Annotated in this window: 13 protein-coding genes; 10 read left to right on the top strand and 3 right to left on the bottom strand. The window is 69.1% G+C overall.

The features are described from left to right. Positions 1–74 precede the first annotated feature (74 nt). From pxpB to AC1PZ7_RS22385, 3 genes are read left to right on the top strand one after another with little or no spacing between them, the layout of a single operon-like run. Complete coding sequence (gene pxpB, locus AC1PZ7_RS22375; RefSeq protein ID WP_482357378.1) at positions 75–815, top strand: 5-oxoprolinase subunit PxpB; 741 nt, start codon at positions 75–77, stop codon at positions 813–815. Next, positions 815–1,849, top strand: a complete 1,035-nt coding sequence (locus AC1PZ7_RS22380; RefSeq protein WP_482357379.1) for a 5-oxoprolinase subunit C family protein — start codon at positions 815–817, stop codon at positions 1,847–1,849. Before pxpB ends, AC1PZ7_RS22380 begins: the two co-directional genes overlap by 1 nt. A 22-nt stretch (positions 1,850–1,871) precedes the next feature. Further along, positions 1,872–2,642: a LamB/YcsF family protein gene (locus tag AC1PZ7_RS22385; RefSeq protein WP_482357380.1), complete on the top strand. Its 771-nt coding sequence runs from the start codon at positions 1,872–1,874 to the stop codon at positions 2,640–2,642. A 61-nt stretch (positions 2,643–2,703) separates the two neighbouring features. Here the strand turns inward: AC1PZ7_RS22385 and AC1PZ7_RS22390 are convergent, their stop codons facing one another. Continuing rightward, the gene (locus tag AC1PZ7_RS22390) at positions 2,704–3,411 is read right to left on the bottom strand and encodes a DeoR/GlpR family DNA-binding transcription regulator (protein ID WP_482357381.1); all 708 of its coding nucleotides are present in this window, start codon (positions 3,409–3,411) and stop codon (positions 2,704–2,706) included. A gap of 120 nt (positions 3,412–3,531) precedes the next feature. Here AC1PZ7_RS22390 and deoC point away from each other — a divergent pair, with 120 nt between their 5' ends. From deoC to rbsK, 7 genes are all read left to right on the top strand, one after another. Continuing rightward, positions 3,532–4,233, top strand: a complete 702-nt coding sequence (deoC, locus tag AC1PZ7_RS22395; protein WP_482357382.1) for a deoxyribose-phosphate aldolase — start codon at positions 3,532–3,534, stop codon at positions 4,231–4,233. A gap of 62 nt (positions 4,234–4,295) precedes the next feature. Continuing rightward, a complete protein-coding gene (locus tag AC1PZ7_RS22400; RefSeq protein ID WP_482357383.1) occupies positions 4,296–5,342 on the top strand; it encodes a substrate-binding domain-containing protein in 1,047 nt (348 codons plus the stop codon). Between the two features lie 142 nt (positions 5,343–5,484). Next, the gene (locus AC1PZ7_RS22405) at positions 5,485–6,981 is read left to right on the top strand and encodes a sugar ABC transporter ATP-binding protein (RefSeq protein WP_482357384.1); all 1,497 of its coding nucleotides are present in this window, start codon (positions 5,485–5,487) and stop codon (positions 6,979–6,981) included. Then, positions 6,981–7,952, top strand: coding sequence for an ABC transporter permease (locus tag AC1PZ7_RS22410; protein ID WP_482357385.1), 972 nt, complete (start codon positions 6,981–6,983; stop codon positions 7,950–7,952). Before AC1PZ7_RS22405 ends, AC1PZ7_RS22410 begins: the two co-directional genes overlap by 1 nt. Before the next feature lie 14 nt (positions 7,953–7,966). Then, entirely contained in the window at positions 7,967–8,962 is a 996-nt protein-coding gene (locus AC1PZ7_RS22415; RefSeq protein ID WP_482357386.1) for an ABC transporter permease, read from the top strand. Further along, positions 8,959–10,035, top strand: coding sequence for a DUF4432 family protein (locus AC1PZ7_RS22420; protein ID WP_482357387.1), 1,077 nt, complete (start codon positions 8,959–8,961; stop codon positions 10,033–10,035). The genes AC1PZ7_RS22415 and AC1PZ7_RS22420 overlap by 4 nt, the downstream gene beginning before the upstream one ends. A gap of 44 nt (positions 10,036–10,079) precedes the next feature. After that, a complete protein-coding gene (gene rbsK, locus AC1PZ7_RS22425; RefSeq protein ID WP_482357388.1) occupies positions 10,080–10,997 on the top strand; it encodes a ribokinase in 918 nt (305 codons plus the stop codon). A 104-nt stretch (positions 10,998–11,101) separates the two neighbouring features. Here rbsK and AC1PZ7_RS22430 read toward each other — a convergent pair whose 3' ends face one another. Continuing rightward, on the bottom strand, positions 11,102–14,272 hold the full coding sequence (locus tag AC1PZ7_RS22430; protein ID WP_482357389.1) for an efflux RND transporter permease subunit: 3,171 nt from the start codon (positions 14,270–14,272) through the stop codon (positions 11,102–11,104). A gap of 27 nt (positions 14,273–14,299) precedes the next feature. After that, on the bottom strand, positions 14,300–15,481 hold the full coding sequence (locus AC1PZ7_RS22435; protein WP_482359706.1) for an efflux RND transporter periplasmic adaptor subunit: 1,182 nt from the start codon (positions 15,479–15,481) through the stop codon (positions 14,300–14,302). Positions 15,482–15,822 lie beyond the last annotated feature (341 nt).

Consider the following 15,822-nt stretch of genomic DNA (forward strand, 5'->3'; position numbering starts at 1 on the left):
GCGCGCTCATGTTCTATGTCGTTCCGGCCTGCGCGTGGAAGCGGAGGCCGGATCCCGTGCACGGAACGACCCGCATGCCGAGCAACGCCGCGACAGCGCCCCGACTCCTCGATGCCGGCGAGAGCGGCCTCGTCGTCGAGCTGGGCGACGCCATCGACGAGGGCGTGAACCGGCAGGTGATCGCGCTCGCCGGGGCGCTGGACGCGCGCGCCCTGCCCGGCCTGCGGGAACTCGTGCCGACCTATCGCTCGCTGCTGATCCTGTTCGATCCGCTGGTGCTGCCGCGCGCGCGGCTGCGCGAGGAAGTGCGCGCGCTCTGGCCGCCGCGCCCCGATGCCGGCGCGCGGGGCGGCTTCTGGCGCGTGCCGGTGATCTATGGCGGCGCGCATGGCGTCGATCTCGACCATGTCGCGCGCCTGCACGGGCTGACCACCGCGGAGGTGATCGAGCTGCATGCGGGCGCCGCCTACCGCGTCTACATGATCGGCTTCGCGCCGGGCTTCGCCTATCTCGGCGGCCTGCCGGAGGCGATCCACACCAGCCGGCGGACCGATCCGCGGCTGAAGACACCGCCGTCCAGCATCTCGATCGGCGGCCAGCAGGCCGCCATCGCCCCGCCGATGGAGATTCCCAGCGGCTGGCACCTGCTCGGCCAGACCCCGGTGCGCTCCTACGACCCGCGACGCGGCGAGCGGCCCTTCCTGTTTTCCGCCGGCGACGCGATCCGTTTCGTCCCGATCACAGACGGCGAGTACCAGGCCATGGGCCGCGCCGCCGAGGCCGGCGACATCGTCGCCGAATGGCAGGAGGGATGATGGGCGCGCATCTCCTCATCGAGCGGCCCGGCCTGTTCTCCAGCCTGCAGGATTTCGGCCGCTTCGGCTTTCAGCGCTTCGGCATTTCCGCCTCCGGCGCCATGGACGACCTCGCCATGCAGGCCGCCAACGGCCTCGTCGGCAACCCGCGCGGCATGGCGGTGATCGAGCTCACCCTGCTCGGCCTGTCGGCCCGCGTCGAGGACGGGCCGGCGCGACTGGCGCTGGCCGGGGCCGACATGCCGCTGACGATCAACGGCCAGCCGGCCGAGAGCTGGCGCGCCCATGCGCTGGCCCCCGGCGACCGGATCGAGATCGGCGCCGCCCGCAGCGGAATGCGCGGCTATCTCGCCGTCGCCGGCGGCTTCGACATCGCCCCGACGCTGGGCAGCCTGTCGACCCATTCGCGCTCGGCGATCGGCGGCCTCGACGGCCGGGCGCTGCGCGCCGGCGACCGCCTGCCGCTGCGCGGCGCCCCGCCCGGCCCGCCGCTCGCCCTCGCGCCGGAACACCGGCCGGCCGGCGCCGGCCCGATCCGCGTCGTGCTCGGCCCGCAGGACGACCATTTCACCGCGGACGGCCTCGCCACCTTCCTGTCCGCCGCCTATCGGGTGAGCGACCGGGCCGACCGCATGGGCCTGCAGCTCGACGGCCCGGTGATCGCGCATGCCGAGGGCTTCAACATCGTCTCCGACGGCATCATGAACGGCAGCATACAGGTGCCGGGCAATGGCCGACCGGCGGTGCTGCTCGCCGACCGCCAGACGACGGGCGGCTACCCGAAGATCGCCACCGTCATTGGCCCTGACCTCTGGCGGCTCGGCCAGGCGCGGCCGGGCGACCTGCTGCGCTTCGCCGCCATCGCGCCGGAAGCGGCGGAAGCCGAGGCGCGCGCCCATGAGGCCCGCATCGTCACGATGATCGGCCGGATGGGCGAGGCCCGCGCCGCCGGCGCCGGGCTTTCCAGCGCGCTGCTTCTCGCGCACAACCTCGTCAGCGGCGTCTGCTCGGCGACCGAGCCGCCGCCGGAATGAACCTCTCCACGGGAGCCTGCCCATGACCGCCATCGATCTCAACTGCGACATGGGCGAGGGCTTCGGCGTCTACACGCTCGGCGACGATGCCGGCATGCTGGAGACCGTCACCTCGGCGAACATCGCCTGCGGCTTCCATGCCGGCGATCCGCAGGTGATGTCCAGAACCCTCGCCGGCGCGCGCAGGCACGGCGTCGGCTGCGGCGCGCATCCCGGCTTCATGGACCTGTGGGGGTTCGGCCGGCGGCCGATCCTCGGCCAGAGCCCGGCCGAGATCGAGACGCAGATCGTCTACCAGATCGGCGCGCTGCAGGCGCTCGCCCATGCGCAGGGCGCGCGCCTCGGCCATGTGAAGGTGCATGGCGCGCTCGCCAACATGGCCAATGAGGACATCGAGCTGGCGCGCACCGTGGCGCGGGCGATCCGCGCGGTCGACCGCAATCTCATCTTCGTGGTGATGCCCGGCCTGCCGAGCGAACGCGCCGGCGAGGAAGCCGGCCTGCGGCTGGCGCGCGAGATCTATGCCGACCGCGCCTATGCCGACGACGGCAACCTCGCCTCGCGCCGGCTGCCCGGCGCCGTACTGCACGACGCCGAGGAGGCGGCCGCGCGCGTCCTGCGCATCCTGGAGAGCGGCGAGGTGATCACCACCGGCGGAGCGCGCCTGCCGGTGCGCGCCGACACGGTCTGCGTCCATGGCGATACCGCCGACGCGGTCGCCATGGCGCGCGCCGTCAAGCGCCGCCTCCTCGAGGCCGGCTATGCCGTCGAGCCGATGGCCGAATGGCTCTGACGACGGCCGCGCCGGCCCGACCGCTCAGCGCTCGCCGTCGGGCGTCGATGGGCCCATCCACCTAGCCGGGAGTGGCGTCGGTGATGATACGGGCGAACTGCTCGGGGCGGGCGAAATAGGCCGGCTTGATCTTGTCCAGCTTGCTGGAATCCACGACCAGATAGGCCACGGCCGCCCGCGCCAGCACGGCCTGCTTCACCGGCACCTCGTGGAAATTCGAGCAGGTGACGCCGTACTGGGCATGGACGCCGCCGGCGGAGATGAAGGCCTTGCTGATGCCGAGCCGCTCCAGGCTGCGCAGCGCCTCCTCGCCGGAGAAGGTCTGCGACGAGGCGTGAAACAGTCCGCCGAGCAGGATGAGGCTGGTATTGGGCCGCATCGCCACCCGCGTGGCGACGTTCATCGCATAGGTGATGACGGTGAGCCGGCCGCTCACCGGCAGATGCTCGATCATGCGCGGCGTGGTGGTGCCGCAGTCGATGAAGATGGTGTCGTCCGGCTCGACCAGACGCGCCGCCGCGCGGCCGGCCAGTTCCTTCGCCTCCGCATGGGCATCCAGCTCGGCATCGAGCCGGTAGGTGGTCGCGCGCTCGCCGCCGGCAGGCAGGATGTAGCCGCCGAAATAGCTGAACAGATCGGGCGAGGCCGCGAGGTCGCGGCGCACCGTCATCTCCGAGACGTCGAGATGCTCGGCCGCCTCGCGCAGATGCAGCACGCCGGCGGCGCGCAGCCGCTCGTCTAGTCGTTGGATGCGTTCGGACTTTTTCACAGCGCGTCCCGTTCCCCCGCCTTCCATCGGCGCTCGCCCTTGACTCGTCAAGATGCGCGTGAAATGTTCGCAACAAAATTTGTGATAATCATAACAAAATACGCCAGATCGAGACTTTCAATGCCAGAAAATGCACACCCGCCGCTGCGCGATCCGCGCGCGCTGGCCGGGTTCATCGACCATACGGTCCTCAAGCCCGAGGCCTCGCGGGCCGAGGTGGCGCGCTATTGCGACGAGGCGCGGGCCTATGGCTTCGCCTCGGTCTGCGTGAATGCCGTTCATGCCGGCTTCGCCGCCGGCCGCCTCGCCGGCAGCCCGGTGAAGACCTGCGTGGTGATCGGCTTCCCGCTCGGGGCCGGCGGCGCCGCGGCGAAGGCCTTCGAAGCCTCGCTCGCCATCGCCGGCGGGGCGCAGGAAATCGACATGGTCATCGACATCGGCGCGCTGGTCGAGGGCGACCTCGCCCGCTGCCGGGCGGACCTCTCCGCCGTGCGCGAGGCGACGCGCGGCACCGTGCTCAAGGTCATTCTCGAAACCTGCCTGCTGACCGACGCGCAGAAGGAAGCCGGCTGCCGCCTCTCCCGGGAGATCGGCGCGGACTTCGTCAAGACCTCGACCGGCTTCTCGACCGGCGGCGCCACGCTCGCCGACATCGCGCTGATGCGCCGGGTGGTCGGCCCCGCCATGGGGGTCAAGGCTTCCGGCGGCGTGCGCGACGCCGCGACCGCATGGGCGATGATCGACGCGGGCGCCACCCGCATCGGTGCCAGCGCCAGCATCGCCATCGTGGGAGGAGCCGCCCCGGCCGCCGCCGGCTACTGACTGTCGGCAGCGATGCCCGATCAACACCATCAAAGATCAAACGAATGTCTGGGAGGACATCCATGAGAAAGACCCTGTTGACCCTCGCCGCCGGCCTGTCGCTGCTCGCGGCGCCGGCCTTCGCCGACAACGTCGTCGATGTCAGCCAGGTGCCGAAGGACATCACCGCCGCCGCCACCGGCAAGAAATTCTCCATCGCCACCGTGGTGAAGGTCGACGGCATCGCCTGGTTCGACCGCATGCGCGACGGGGTGAAACAGTTCGGCACCGATACCGGCATGGATGTCTGGCAGGTCGGCCCGAGCCAGGCCGACGCGGCCGCGCAGGTGCAGCTCATCGAGAACCTGATCGCCCAGGGCGTCGACGCCATCTGCATCGTGCCCTTCTCGGTGGAGGCCGTCGAGCCGGTGCTGAAGAAGGCCCGCGACCGCGGCATCGTGGTGATCGCCCATGAGGCCTCGAACCTCAAGAACGCCGACTACATCCTCGAGGCCTTCGACAACAAGGCCTATGGCGCCCAGCTCATGGAAGTGCTCGGCAAGTACACCGGCGGCAAGGGCAAGTACCTCGCGACCGTCGGCAGCCTGACCTCGCAGTCGCAGAACGAATGGATCGACGGCGCCATCGAGTACCAGAAGAAGCATTTCCCGGAGATGGCGCTGGCCACCCAGCGGCTTGAGACCTATGACGACGCCAACACCGACTATAACCGCCTCTCGGAAGCCCTCACGACCTACCCGGACGTGAACGGCATCGTCGGCGGCCCGATGCCGACCTCGGCGGGCGCCGGCCGGCTGATCGCCGAGCGCGGGCTCAAGGGCAAGGTGTTCTTCTCCGGCACCGGCCTGCCCTCCGTCGCCGGCAAGTATCTCGCGGACGGCGATATCCAGTACATCCAGTTCTGGGATCCGGCGGTCGCCGGCTACGCCATGAACGAGCTGGCGGTGATGGCGCTCTCCGGCAAGAAGGACGAGATCAAGGCCGGCCTCGATCTCGGGCTGAAGGGCTATGAGAAGCTCTCCACCCCGGCCGGCGCCGCGCCGAACCTGCTCTATGGCCAGGGCTGGGTCGGCGTGACCAAGGAAAACATGGACCAGTACAAGTTCTGACGCGCCTTTCCGGGCGGGGCGGCCGAGCGCCCCCCGCCCGTGCGCGTCGCCCTGAAGCCGGGCTATCCATGGAGCCCCGGGCTCCTGCGCGAACGGCCGGGATGCGTCCCGGCCGTCCCTGCCCCTTCCCAGAGCGCGTATCATGGCCGAACCACTGATCGAACTGCGCGGCGTCACCAAGCGCTTTCCCGGCATGAAGGCGCTGGACGGCGTCGACTTCCGCATCGAGCCGGCGGAGATCCTGTGCCTCGCCGGCGAGAACGGCTCGGGCAAGTCGACGCTGATCAAGATCGTCTCGGGCGTCTATGATTTCGACGAAGGCACGCTGCTGATCGACGGCGTGCCGGTCTCCGGCTTCTCGCCGCGCGCGGCCATCGCCGCCGGCATTCAGGTGATCTACCAGGACTTCTCGCTCTTCCCGAGCCTCTCCGTGGCCGAGAACCTCGCCATGGGCCGGCTGCTGAGCGAGGGCCGCCGCTTCATCGCCCCCGCCGAATGCCGGCGCCTCGGCACTGAAGCGCTGGCGCGGCTCGATGTGAGCATCGACCTCGACGCGCGCGTGGGCGAACTCTCCACCGCCGACCGGCAGATCGTCGCCATCGCCCGGGCGTTGATGAGCCGGACGCGCCTGCTCATCATGGACGAGCCGACCACCGCGCTGACCGGGCGCGAGGTCGACCGGCTCTTCGCCCTGGTGCGCGAAATCCGCGCCAAGGGCATCGCGGTGCTGTTCGTCAGCCACAAGATGCGCGAGATGCTGGAGATTTCCGGCCGCATCTGCGTCTTCCGCAACGGCCGCAAGGTCGAGGAAGGCCCGACCGCCGATTTCACCGAGGCCCGCATCACCCGTGCCATGACCGGGCAGGATCTCGGCCATGAGCGTTATGCCTGGGCGGGCGACATCTCGGCCGAGCCGCGCCTTCGCGTCCGGGGCCTGGGCGTCGGGGAAGCGGTGCGCGACGTCTCGCTCGACCTGCGCGCCGGGGAGATCGTCGGGCTCTCCGGCCTGCTCGGCTCCGGGCGCACCGAGCTGGCCCTCGCCCTGTTCGGCATGGAGCCGGACCATCGCGGCGAGATTTTCCTCGACGGGCGGGCGCTGCGGCTCTCCAGCGTGCCCGAGGCGGTCGAGGCCGGCATCGCCTATGTGCCGGAGGACAGGCTGTCCGAAGGCCTGTTCATGAGCCAGTCCATCGCCCGCAACGTGGTGGCGAGCGCCATCGACCGGGCGACGCGCGGGCCCTTCCTGTCGGACGAGGCGGTGACGGCGCTCGCCGAGCGCACCGTGACCGACATGCGCATCGCCACCACCGATGTGGAAAAGCAGGTCGGCAAGCTCTCCGGCGGCAACCAGCAGCGCGTCATCATCGGCCGCTGGCTGCTCACCGGGCCGCGCGTGCTGATCCTCAACGGCCCCACCGTCGGCGTCGATGTCGGCTCCAAGGCGGAAATCCACCGGCGCATCCGCGAGCTGGCGGTGAAGGACGGGCTGGCCGTGCTGATGATCTCCGACGACGTGCCGGAGCTCCTGCACAACTGCAACCGCATCCTCCTGATGCATCGCGGCGCGATCGTCGACGATCTCGATCCGCGCGGCCTCGAGGAGGACGACATCCACACCCGCTTGAAGACGCTGCGCTGATGAACCTCCTCGCCAAGCTGATGCGCCGCTCCGAGACGGCGGTCTTCCTCATCGTCGTCGCGATCATGATCCTGATCGGCGCGATCAACCCGGCCTTCTGGCAGGCTGACAACCTGTTCAACCTGCTGCGCGCCAACGTCATCATCGGCATCATGGCGCTGAGCGTGCTGATCGTGATGATCTCCGGCGGCATCGACGTGTCGTTCCCCGCCTTCGCGGCGGCGGCGATGTATCTCACCGTGCTGGCGATGAACGCCTATGGCCATGAGGGCGTGCTGCTGCCCTTCGTCGGCGCGATGCTGATCGGCCTCGCCTGCGGGCTGGCCAACGCCTTCTTCATCCACACCTTCCGCATGATCCCGCTGATCGTGACGCTGGGCTCGGCCTCGGTGGTGCGCGGCCTGCTGCTCGGGCTGGTGGGCACCTCGATCGTCAATATCGACCGGATGCCGCCGGCGCTGATCGCCTTCGGCCGCTCCAGCCTGGACATTGGCGGAGCCAGGCTGTCGATCATGGTGTTCGTCTATCTCGGGCTGGCGGTGCTGGCCTGGCTGTTCCTCACCCGCACCATGACCGGCCGCTCGATCTTCGCCTATGGCGACGACGCGGAATCGGCCAAGCGCGTGGGCTTCAACACGAGGCGCACCGTCTATGTCGCCTATGGCCTGGCCGGGGCGCTGGCGGGCTTTGCCGGGCTGCTGCACGCCTCCATGATCTGGCTCGCCAACCCCCGCGACTTCGTCGGCTATGAACTCGACGTCATCGCCGCGGTGGTGCTGGGCGGGGCCTCGATCTTCGGCGGGCGCGGCTCGGTGCTCGGCACCGTGCTCGGCGTGTTCCTGCTGGTGCTGATCAAGAACAGCCTGATCATCATGCGCATCGACAACACCTGGCAGGGCGTGGTGGTCGGCTGCGTCATCGTCGTGGCGACCGCGCTCACCGCCTGGCGCGACCGCAAGACGCCGGCGTGAGGGGAATGGACACCATGAACAAGCGTCTCGACCTCTCGCGCGTCATCAACCGCGACAACAACATCCTCCAGCTCATTGTCATCACCGTGGTGATCTTCGCGGTGATGAGCTGGCTCGAGCCGAACAAGTTCCTGCGCTACTACAATTTCGAGTCGATCAGCTTCATCTTCCCCGAGCTCGGCATCGTCGCCATCGCCATGATGCTGGCGATGCTCACCGGCGGCATCGACCTCTCGGTGATCGGCATCGCCAATCTGGCGGGCATCCTCGCCGGCGTGTTCTTCACCAGGGTCTTCCCCGGCGACCCTGCCGCCGGCATGGCCGGGGAAATCGCCCGCGTCGCCGCCGGCGTGATGCTGGCGCTGGGCGTCGGGCTGATCGCCGGCGCGCTCAACGGGCTGCTGATCACGCGGGCGAAGATCACCCCCATCCTCGCCACGCTCGGCACGGGCCAGGTGTTCACCGGCCTGTGCATGGTGCTGACCGGCGGGCCGGCCATTGTCGGCTTCCCCGCCTATTGGGGGCTGATCGGCAACGGCAAGCTGTTCGGCGTCGCCGTGCCGCTGCTGATCTTCGTCGCCGTCGCCATGGTCATCGCGGTGATGCTCACCCGGACCTCCTTCGGCCTGAACCTCTTCCTGATCGGCACCAATCCGCGCGCGGCGGTGTTCGCCGGACTGAAGAGCGACCGCATGGTGCTGTACTCCTACATGCTGAGCGGCACCCTCGCCGCGCTCGCCGGCATCATGCTGTCGGGCCGCACCAATGCGGCGAAGTCGGATTACGGCACGTCCTACCTGTTGCAGGCGGTGCTCATCTGCGTGCTCGGCGGCACCAACCCGGCGGGCGGGCGCGGCACCGTGCTCGGCATCTCCATCGCGGTGATCGCGCTGATGCTGCTGGCCTCGGGCTTCCAGATGATGCGCTTCTCCAACCACCTCATCGATTTCATCTGGGGCGGCTTCCTGCTGCTCGTCATGGTGCTGAACGCGTTCAGGAACCGCACATGACCCGCATCCATCTCGACCGCCGCGCCTTTGGCGACGCGGAGACCCTCGCCGTCGAGCATGGCGGGCTGACCGCCACGCTGCTGCGCTACCCCACCGGCGTCGAGGCGGTGCGGCTCGCCAATGCGCGCGGGGCGCTGGTGGTGCTGCCCTTTCTCGGCCAGATGATCTGGTCGGCGGCCTTCGACAGCGTCGACCTGACCATGCAGAGCATCTTCAAGGCGCCGCGCCGGGTTCGCACCATCGCCGAGACCTATGGCCGCTTCGCCTTCCATTCCGGCCTGCTGCGCAATGGCGTGCCCGGCCCCTCCGACACCCACCCCGCCCATGGCGAGATGCCCTGCGCGCCGATGGATTCCGCAGGGATCGAGCTTGGCGAGGATGCGCGCGGCCCGTGGATGCGGCTGTTCGGCGCCTATGAGTACGCCATGGGCTTCGGCGCGCACTACGAGGCGCGGCCGAGCGTGACGCTGCACGCCGCCGACGCCCGCTTCGACATGGGCATGGAGGTGACCAACCTCTCCGCCGGCGACGCCATGGACCTGATGTACATGGCGCATGTGAACTACGCCTTCGTCGAGGGCGGCGAGATTCGGCAGCAGGCGCCCTTCGACGCCGCCCACACCGTGGTGCGCCGCGCCGTGCCCGCCCATGTGACGGCGAGCCCCGCCTATCTCGCCCGCATCGACGCGCTGGCCGCCGACCCTTCCGCAGGCCGCATCATCCGCCGGGCCGACGGCTTCGATCCCGAGCAGGTGTTCTATCTCAGCGATCTCGCCACCGATGCGACGGGGTCGACCACGATGCTGCTGCGCCGGCCGGAGGGCGACGCCTTCCTCGCCCGCTACCGCCCGGCGGATTTTCCCAGGACCGTGCGCTGGATTCTGGCCGGGCACGACCAGTCGGTCTGCGCCTTCGCCCTGCCCTCGACCTGCGAGCCGGAGGGCTATGCCGCCGAGAAGGCGAAGGGCAACGTCATCCGCCTGCCCGCCGGCGCCACCGCGCGCTATTGCGTCGAGCTCGGCCATCTCGATGCCGGCGAATGCGCGGCGCTCGCCCAGACACTCGGCGGTTGAACGCTACAAGGCCGGCCCGGCAAGGGGCGGAACGGGAGGTTGAGATGTCGAAGATCGCCGTCGTCGGGTCCAACATGATGGATCTCATCACCTATGTCGACCACATGCCGCTGCGCGGCGAGACCGTCGAGGCGCCGAGCTTCGAGATGGGCCATGGCGGCAAGGGCGCCAACCAGGCGATCGCCGCCGCGCGGCTGGGCTCGCAGGTGGTGATGGTGACGCGGGTGGGCGACGACACCTTCGCCGACGCCACCATCGCCAATTTCGCGGCATGCGGCATCGACACCACCCATGTCATCCGCACGCCGGGCGCCCCCTCGGGCGTCGCGCCGATCTTCGTCGAGCCTTCGGGCGAGAATTCGATCCTCATCGTCAAGGGCGCCAACGCGCAGCTCGCGCCCGCCGATGTCGACGCCGCGAGCGAGCTGCTGAGGGGCTGCGCGCTGATCCTGATGCAGCTCGAAATCCCCGTCGAGACCGTCTACCACACGGTGCGATGGGCGAAGGAGAACGGCGTGCCGAGCCTTCTGGTGCCGGCGCCGGCGCTGCCCGACCTCGACGTCGCGCGGCTGAAGGACCTCGGCTTCCTCACCCCGAACGAGACCGAACTCGCGACGCTGACCGGGATGCCCGTGGACAGCGAGGCGCAGGTGGAGGCGGCGGCGAAGACGTTGACCGCGCGCGGCATCGGCACGGTTGTCGTCACCATGGGCGGGCGCGGTGCGCTGCTGGTGACGGGAAGCGAGGCGAGGCGGGTCGCGCCGGTGAAGGTCGAGCCGGTCGACACCACGGGCGCGGGCGACGCCTTCATCGGCGCCTTCGCGCATTTCCACACGCAGGGCCTGCCGGTGTTCGAGGCGCTCGGCGAAGCGGCGAAATATGCCGCCGATTCGATCACCCGCCGCGGCACCCAGCGCTCCTACGCCACCGCCGCCGCGTTCCGCTCGCGCTTCCCGCGCTGACCGCCCCGCGGCGTGGTGCGGAGGTCAACGGAATCATCGGCTGCACGTTCCGATCAGGCGCGTCACGCACCCGACGGCACCACCGAAGCCCGTCGGCAGTTCCCTTAGCCGGCAACGATATCGGGCGAAGATCGGGACGATGACGCCGCCGCGCGAGGCGCGGCCGGCTTCTGCCGCAGCCGTTCCAGCACGGTGAAGAAGGCCGGAACGAAGAGCACCGCGAGCCCGGTCGAGGCGAGCATGCCGCTCACCACGGCGATGCCGAGGGAGACCCGGGCGCCCGCCCCCGCTCCGGAGGCGAACACCAGCGGCAGCATGCCGAAGATGAAGGCGAAGGAGGTCATCAGGATCGGCCGGAACCGCAGCCGCGACGCCTCGATGGCGGCTTCGCCTATGTCCATGCCTTCCATGCGCTTCTCGCGGGCGTACTCGACGATGAGAATGGCGTTCTTGGCCGCCAGCGCGATGAGCAGCACGATGCCGATCTGCGTGTAGAGATCGTTCGGCAGGCCGGTGATCTCCAGCGCGGCGACGGTGCCGAGCAAAGTGAGCGGCACGGCGAGGATGACCGCCAGCGGCTGCAGCCAGCTCTCATACTGGCCCGACAGCACGAAATAGACCAGCACCAGCGCAACGGCGAAGACGTAGTAGATCTGGTTGCCGACCAGCCGCTCCTGATAGGACATGCCGGTCCATGCCGTGCCCATGGAGGACGGCAGCGAATACGCGGCGACCTGGTCCATCAGCGTCATCGCCTGGCCGGAACTGAAGCCCGCGGCCGGGCTGCCGGTGACCTGCGCCGCCGGGTAGAGGTTGTAGAGCGTGATCAGCGGCGGACCCGCAGCATCGACGAAATGCGCCACCTGGCCGAGCGGGACCATCTCGCCATCCGCGCCCTTCACCTTGAGGTTCAGGATGTCGCCCGGCTGCAGCCGGAACGGCGCGTCCGCCTGCACATAGACCTGGAAGACAGTGTTGAACCGGGTGAACTGGTTGACATAGGACGAGCCGACATAGGCCTCCAGCGCGGAAAACACCTGGCCGACCGTGAGCCCGTAGGTCTCCGCCTTCACGCGGTCCACCTCCAGCCGCAGCTGCTTGACCGCGCCGCGGAAATTGGTCGCGACATGCGACAGGCTGGTCTGCGTGGCGGCGGCATCGACGACGTCGCTGGCGGCGTTCTGCAGCGCGGAGAAATCCGAGGTGCCGTCCTTCATCTCCACCATCATGGCAAAGCCGGAGGAGTTGCCGATGCCCTGTATGGGCGGCGGCATCATCACCATCGCCTCGGCGGTGCCGAGATCACCGAGAGCGGCGCGTACCTTGCCGCCGATGCTGGCGGCGCTGAGCGCCGTCGTCGTGCGCACGCTCCAGTCCTTCAGCACGACATAGAGCATGCCGGTGTTGTAGAGCGTGGCGTTGTTGTCCAGCGGCGAGATGCCGGACACGCCGATCACGCTGTCGACGCCGTCAAAGGACTTGATGCGCTGCACGGCCTGCGCCACCACCGCCTCGGTGCGCGCGGCGGAGGCCGAGTCCGGCAGGGTCAGGCTGACGATGAAATAGCCCTGGTCCTCGCTCGGCAGGAAGGCGGTCGCCACGTGCGAGAGGCCGTAGAAGGCGAGCCCGATGAGGCCGAAGCCGACAAGGCTGGTCAGCACGGCGACGCGCACCAGCCGACGCACCAGCGCGACATAGATCTCTTCAGCCCGCGCATAGGCCGCGTTGAAGGCGCGGTAGAGGATGTTTCGCGCGGCCGGCGGCGTGGAGGGCCGCAGCCACAGGGCGCACTGGGTCGGCTTCAGCGTCATCGCGTTGATCGCCGAGATCAGGGCGGTGGCGGCGATGACGAGGGCGAACTGCTGGTACATCCTGCCGGTCAGGCCGGACATCATCGCCGCCGGCAGGAACACCGCCATCAGCACCAGCGTGATGCCGATGACCGGGCCGGTCAGTTCCGACATCGCCTTGATCGAGGCCTCGCGGCTCGACATGCCGGCCTCCATGTGGCGCGACACGCCCTCGACGATGACGATGGCGTCGTCCACCACGATGCCGATCGCCAGCACGAGGGCGAATAGGCTGGTGGTGTTGATGGTGTAGCCGAGCATGGCCATGGCGGCGAAGGCGCCGACGATGGTGACGGGCACCGTGGTGGCCGGAACCAGCATCGCCCGCCAGTCCTGCAGGAAGATGAGGATGACCGCGAGCACCAGCACCGCCGCGATGATCAGCGTCTCATAGACCTCGTCCACCGAGGCGCTGACGAATTTGGTGCTGTCGAAGGAGACCTTGTAGTCGAGACCCGGCGGGAAGGATGCCGCCAGTTGCTTCATCTTGGCGTTCACCTCCTCGGCCACGGCGAGCGCGTTGGCGCCGGTGAGCTGGGAGATGGCGATGGCGGCGGAGGGCTTGCCGTCCAGCGTCGCTGTGTGGCCATAGGTGGCGGCGCCGAGCTCCACATGGCCGATGTCGCCGACCCGCACGATCCGCCCGCCGCCCTCGTCGATCACCTTGACGACGATGCTCTCGAAATCCTTCGCCTCGTCGAAGCGTCCGGTGACGTCGATGGCGTACTGGAAATTGACCGTGGCGGGCGTCGGCGGGGCGCCGACCAGCCCGGCCGTGACCTGCGTGCTCTGCTGCTGGATCGCCGCGGTGACGTCGGCCGGCGTCAGGCCATAGGTCTGGAGGCGCTCCGGGTCGAGCCAGATCCGCATCGCGTAGCTGCCCGAGCCCAGCACCGTCACCGAGCCGACGCCCGGCAGGCGGGCGAGCTCGTTCTCCAGGCTGATCGCGGCGTAATTGGCGAGGAACAGATTGTCGTAGCGCCCGTCCTGCGCATAGAGGTTCACGAACTGCAGGATCGAGGTCGACTTCTTCTGGACGTTCAGCCCCTGCGTCGAGACCGCGCTCGGCAGCTGCGCGGTGGCCAGCGAGACGCGGTTCTGCACCAGCACCTGCGCCATGTCGGGATCGGTGCCGATGTCGAAGGTGACGACCAGCGAATAGCTGCCGTCATTGCCGCTGGTCGACTGCATGTAGATCATGCCCTCGACGCCGTTGACCTGCTGCTCGATCGGCAGCGCCACGGTATCCATCACCGTGCGGGCGCTGGCGCCGGGATAGGTCGCCGTCACCGAGACGGTGGGCGGCACCACATCGGGATATTGCGAGACCGGCAGGCTGGTGAGCGACAGCGCACCCAGCAGCACGATGAGCAGGGCCAGTGTGTTGGAGAGCACCGGCCGTTCGATGAAGAAGCGCGAGAACATGGGTCCGCCTCGGGGTTGGCCGGAAGGTCAGGGGGTCGTGGTGGCCTTCTCAGCCCCGGCGGCCGTCGTCGCCGGAGCCGCCTCGGGCAGAGCCGCCATGGTCCCCGCCACGGGATCGACGGTCTTGCCCGCGACGGCGCGCTGCAGCGAGCCGACGACCACCTTGTCGCCGGCGCTCAGCCCCTTGGTGATGACGCGCAGCTGACCCTCGACGGGGCCTGTCGTGACGGCGCGCTGCTCCACCACATTGTCCGTGCCGACCACCATCACATAGCTGCCGGCCTGATTGGACTGCACCGCCGTGTCGTCCACCAGCAGCGCATTCTCGATCCTGCCGATCGGCACGCGCACCCGCACGAACTGGCCCGGGATCAGCTCCACATCCCTGTTGGCCAGCGCGGCCCGCATCTGCAGCGTGCCGGTGGCACCATCGAGCTGCGGGGCGATGTAGTCGATCGTGCCGGCATATTTGTAGGCCGCCTCGCCGGCGAGCGCGATCTCGACCGGCGGCGCGATCCGGTTCTCGCGCACGTCGCGCAGCGTCTTGCCCTGCGCGGCCAGCGCGTCGCGCATGGCGATCTGCTGCTGCTCGCTCATGTTGAAATAGACGTGCAGCGGATCGACCCGGAGGATGGTCGCGAGCTTGGTCGGGCCGGAGGAGCCGACCAGCGACCCGACATCGACGAGGTGGCGCGTCACCACGCCGTCGAAGGGGGCGCGGACGGTGGTGTAGCCGAAGCTCAGCCTCGCGAGGCTGAGGCTCGCCTCGTCGGCCGCCACCTGCCCCTTGGCGGCGTCGAGCGTGGCACGCGCATCGTCGACGCTGCGCTGGCTCGACACCTGCTTCTGGCCGAGGTCGGCCTGGCGGTCGAACTCGGTCTGCGCATTGGCCGCCTTGGCCTGCGCGATGGCGAGTTCGGCCTCCTGCAACGCGACCTGATCGCGGTACTGGTCCTTCTCGATCTCGAACAGCACCCGGTCCTTCCGCACCGCCTCGCCATCGGCGTAGCCGACGATGGTGAGATAGCCCTGCACGCGCGCCTCGAGGTTGACCTCCTGCGAGGGCGCGGTCTTGCCGGTGAACTCGGCATAGAGCGTCACCGGGGCCTGCGCCGGCGTGGCGACCGTGACCTTGGCCGGCGGCGGCGCCGCGAACGTGTTCGGCTCGTTGCAGCCCGACAGCAGCAGCGCGGCGCCGAATGAGCACATCGCCAAACGCGCGCCCGCACCGCCGCGGCGCACATGACCAAGCCTGCGATACATGCAACGAGTTCCTTCCGCAGCCGCACATCCTGCGAGGCCCTCATCAAGGCCGCGCTCAGCACTGTTTATCCCGCTCGCGCGACACTTAGATACCGTTTTTCACGTATGGAGCGACCTGACGTGCTCCCGATTTTATGCTCCGGCCGAAACCGGAATTTTCCGCCGGCGATCCCCGGATCGGGGACGAGGAGAGCGCCATGAGGGCAGCGAATGTCTCGGAAGCGCAGTCCGCCTTCGTGCCGAAGCGGAGCCTGGCGGGCCTGCCGCTCACCACGGCGACGCGGCAG

The organism is Ancylobacter sp. TW_SC_1, from assembly GCF_056836805.1.

Coding starts and splice junctions, on each gene's coding strand:
- pxpB (WP_482357378.1), top strand. CDS start 75: ATGCCGAGCAACGCCGCGACAGCGCCCCGACTCCTCGATGCCGGCGAG.
- AC1PZ7_RS22380 (WP_482357379.1), top strand. CDS start 815: ATGGGCGCGCATCTCCTCATCGAGCGGCCCGGCCTGTTCTCCAGCCTG.
- AC1PZ7_RS22385 (WP_482357380.1), top strand. CDS start 1,872: ATGACCGCCATCGATCTCAACTGCGACATGGGCGAGGGCTTCGGCGTC.
- deoC (WP_482357382.1), top strand. CDS start 3,532: ATGCCAGAAAATGCACACCCGCCGCTGCGCGATCCGCGCGCGCTGGCC.
- AC1PZ7_RS22400 (WP_482357383.1), top strand. CDS start 4,296: ATGAGAAAGACCCTGTTGACCCTCGCCGCCGGCCTGTCGCTGCTCGCG.
- AC1PZ7_RS22405 (WP_482357384.1), top strand. CDS start 5,485: ATGGCCGAACCACTGATCGAACTGCGCGGCGTCACCAAGCGCTTTCCC.
- AC1PZ7_RS22410 (WP_482357385.1), top strand. CDS start 6,981: ATGAACCTCCTCGCCAAGCTGATGCGCCGCTCCGAGACGGCGGTCTTC.
- AC1PZ7_RS22415 (WP_482357386.1), top strand. CDS start 7,967: ATGAACAAGCGTCTCGACCTCTCGCGCGTCATCAACCGCGACAACAAC.
- AC1PZ7_RS22420 (WP_482357387.1), top strand. CDS start 8,959: ATGACCCGCATCCATCTCGACCGCCGCGCCTTTGGCGACGCGGAGACC.
- rbsK (WP_482357388.1), top strand. CDS start 10,080: ATGTCGAAGATCGCCGTCGTCGGGTCCAACATGATGGATCTCATCACC.
- AC1PZ7_RS22430 (WP_482357389.1), bottom strand. CDS start 14,272: ATGTTCTCGCGCTTCTTCATCGAACGGCCGGTGCTCTCCAACACACTG.
- AC1PZ7_RS22435 (WP_482359706.1), bottom strand. CDS start 15,481: ATGTGCTCATTCGGCGCCGCGCTGCTGCTGTCGGGCTGCAACGAGCCG.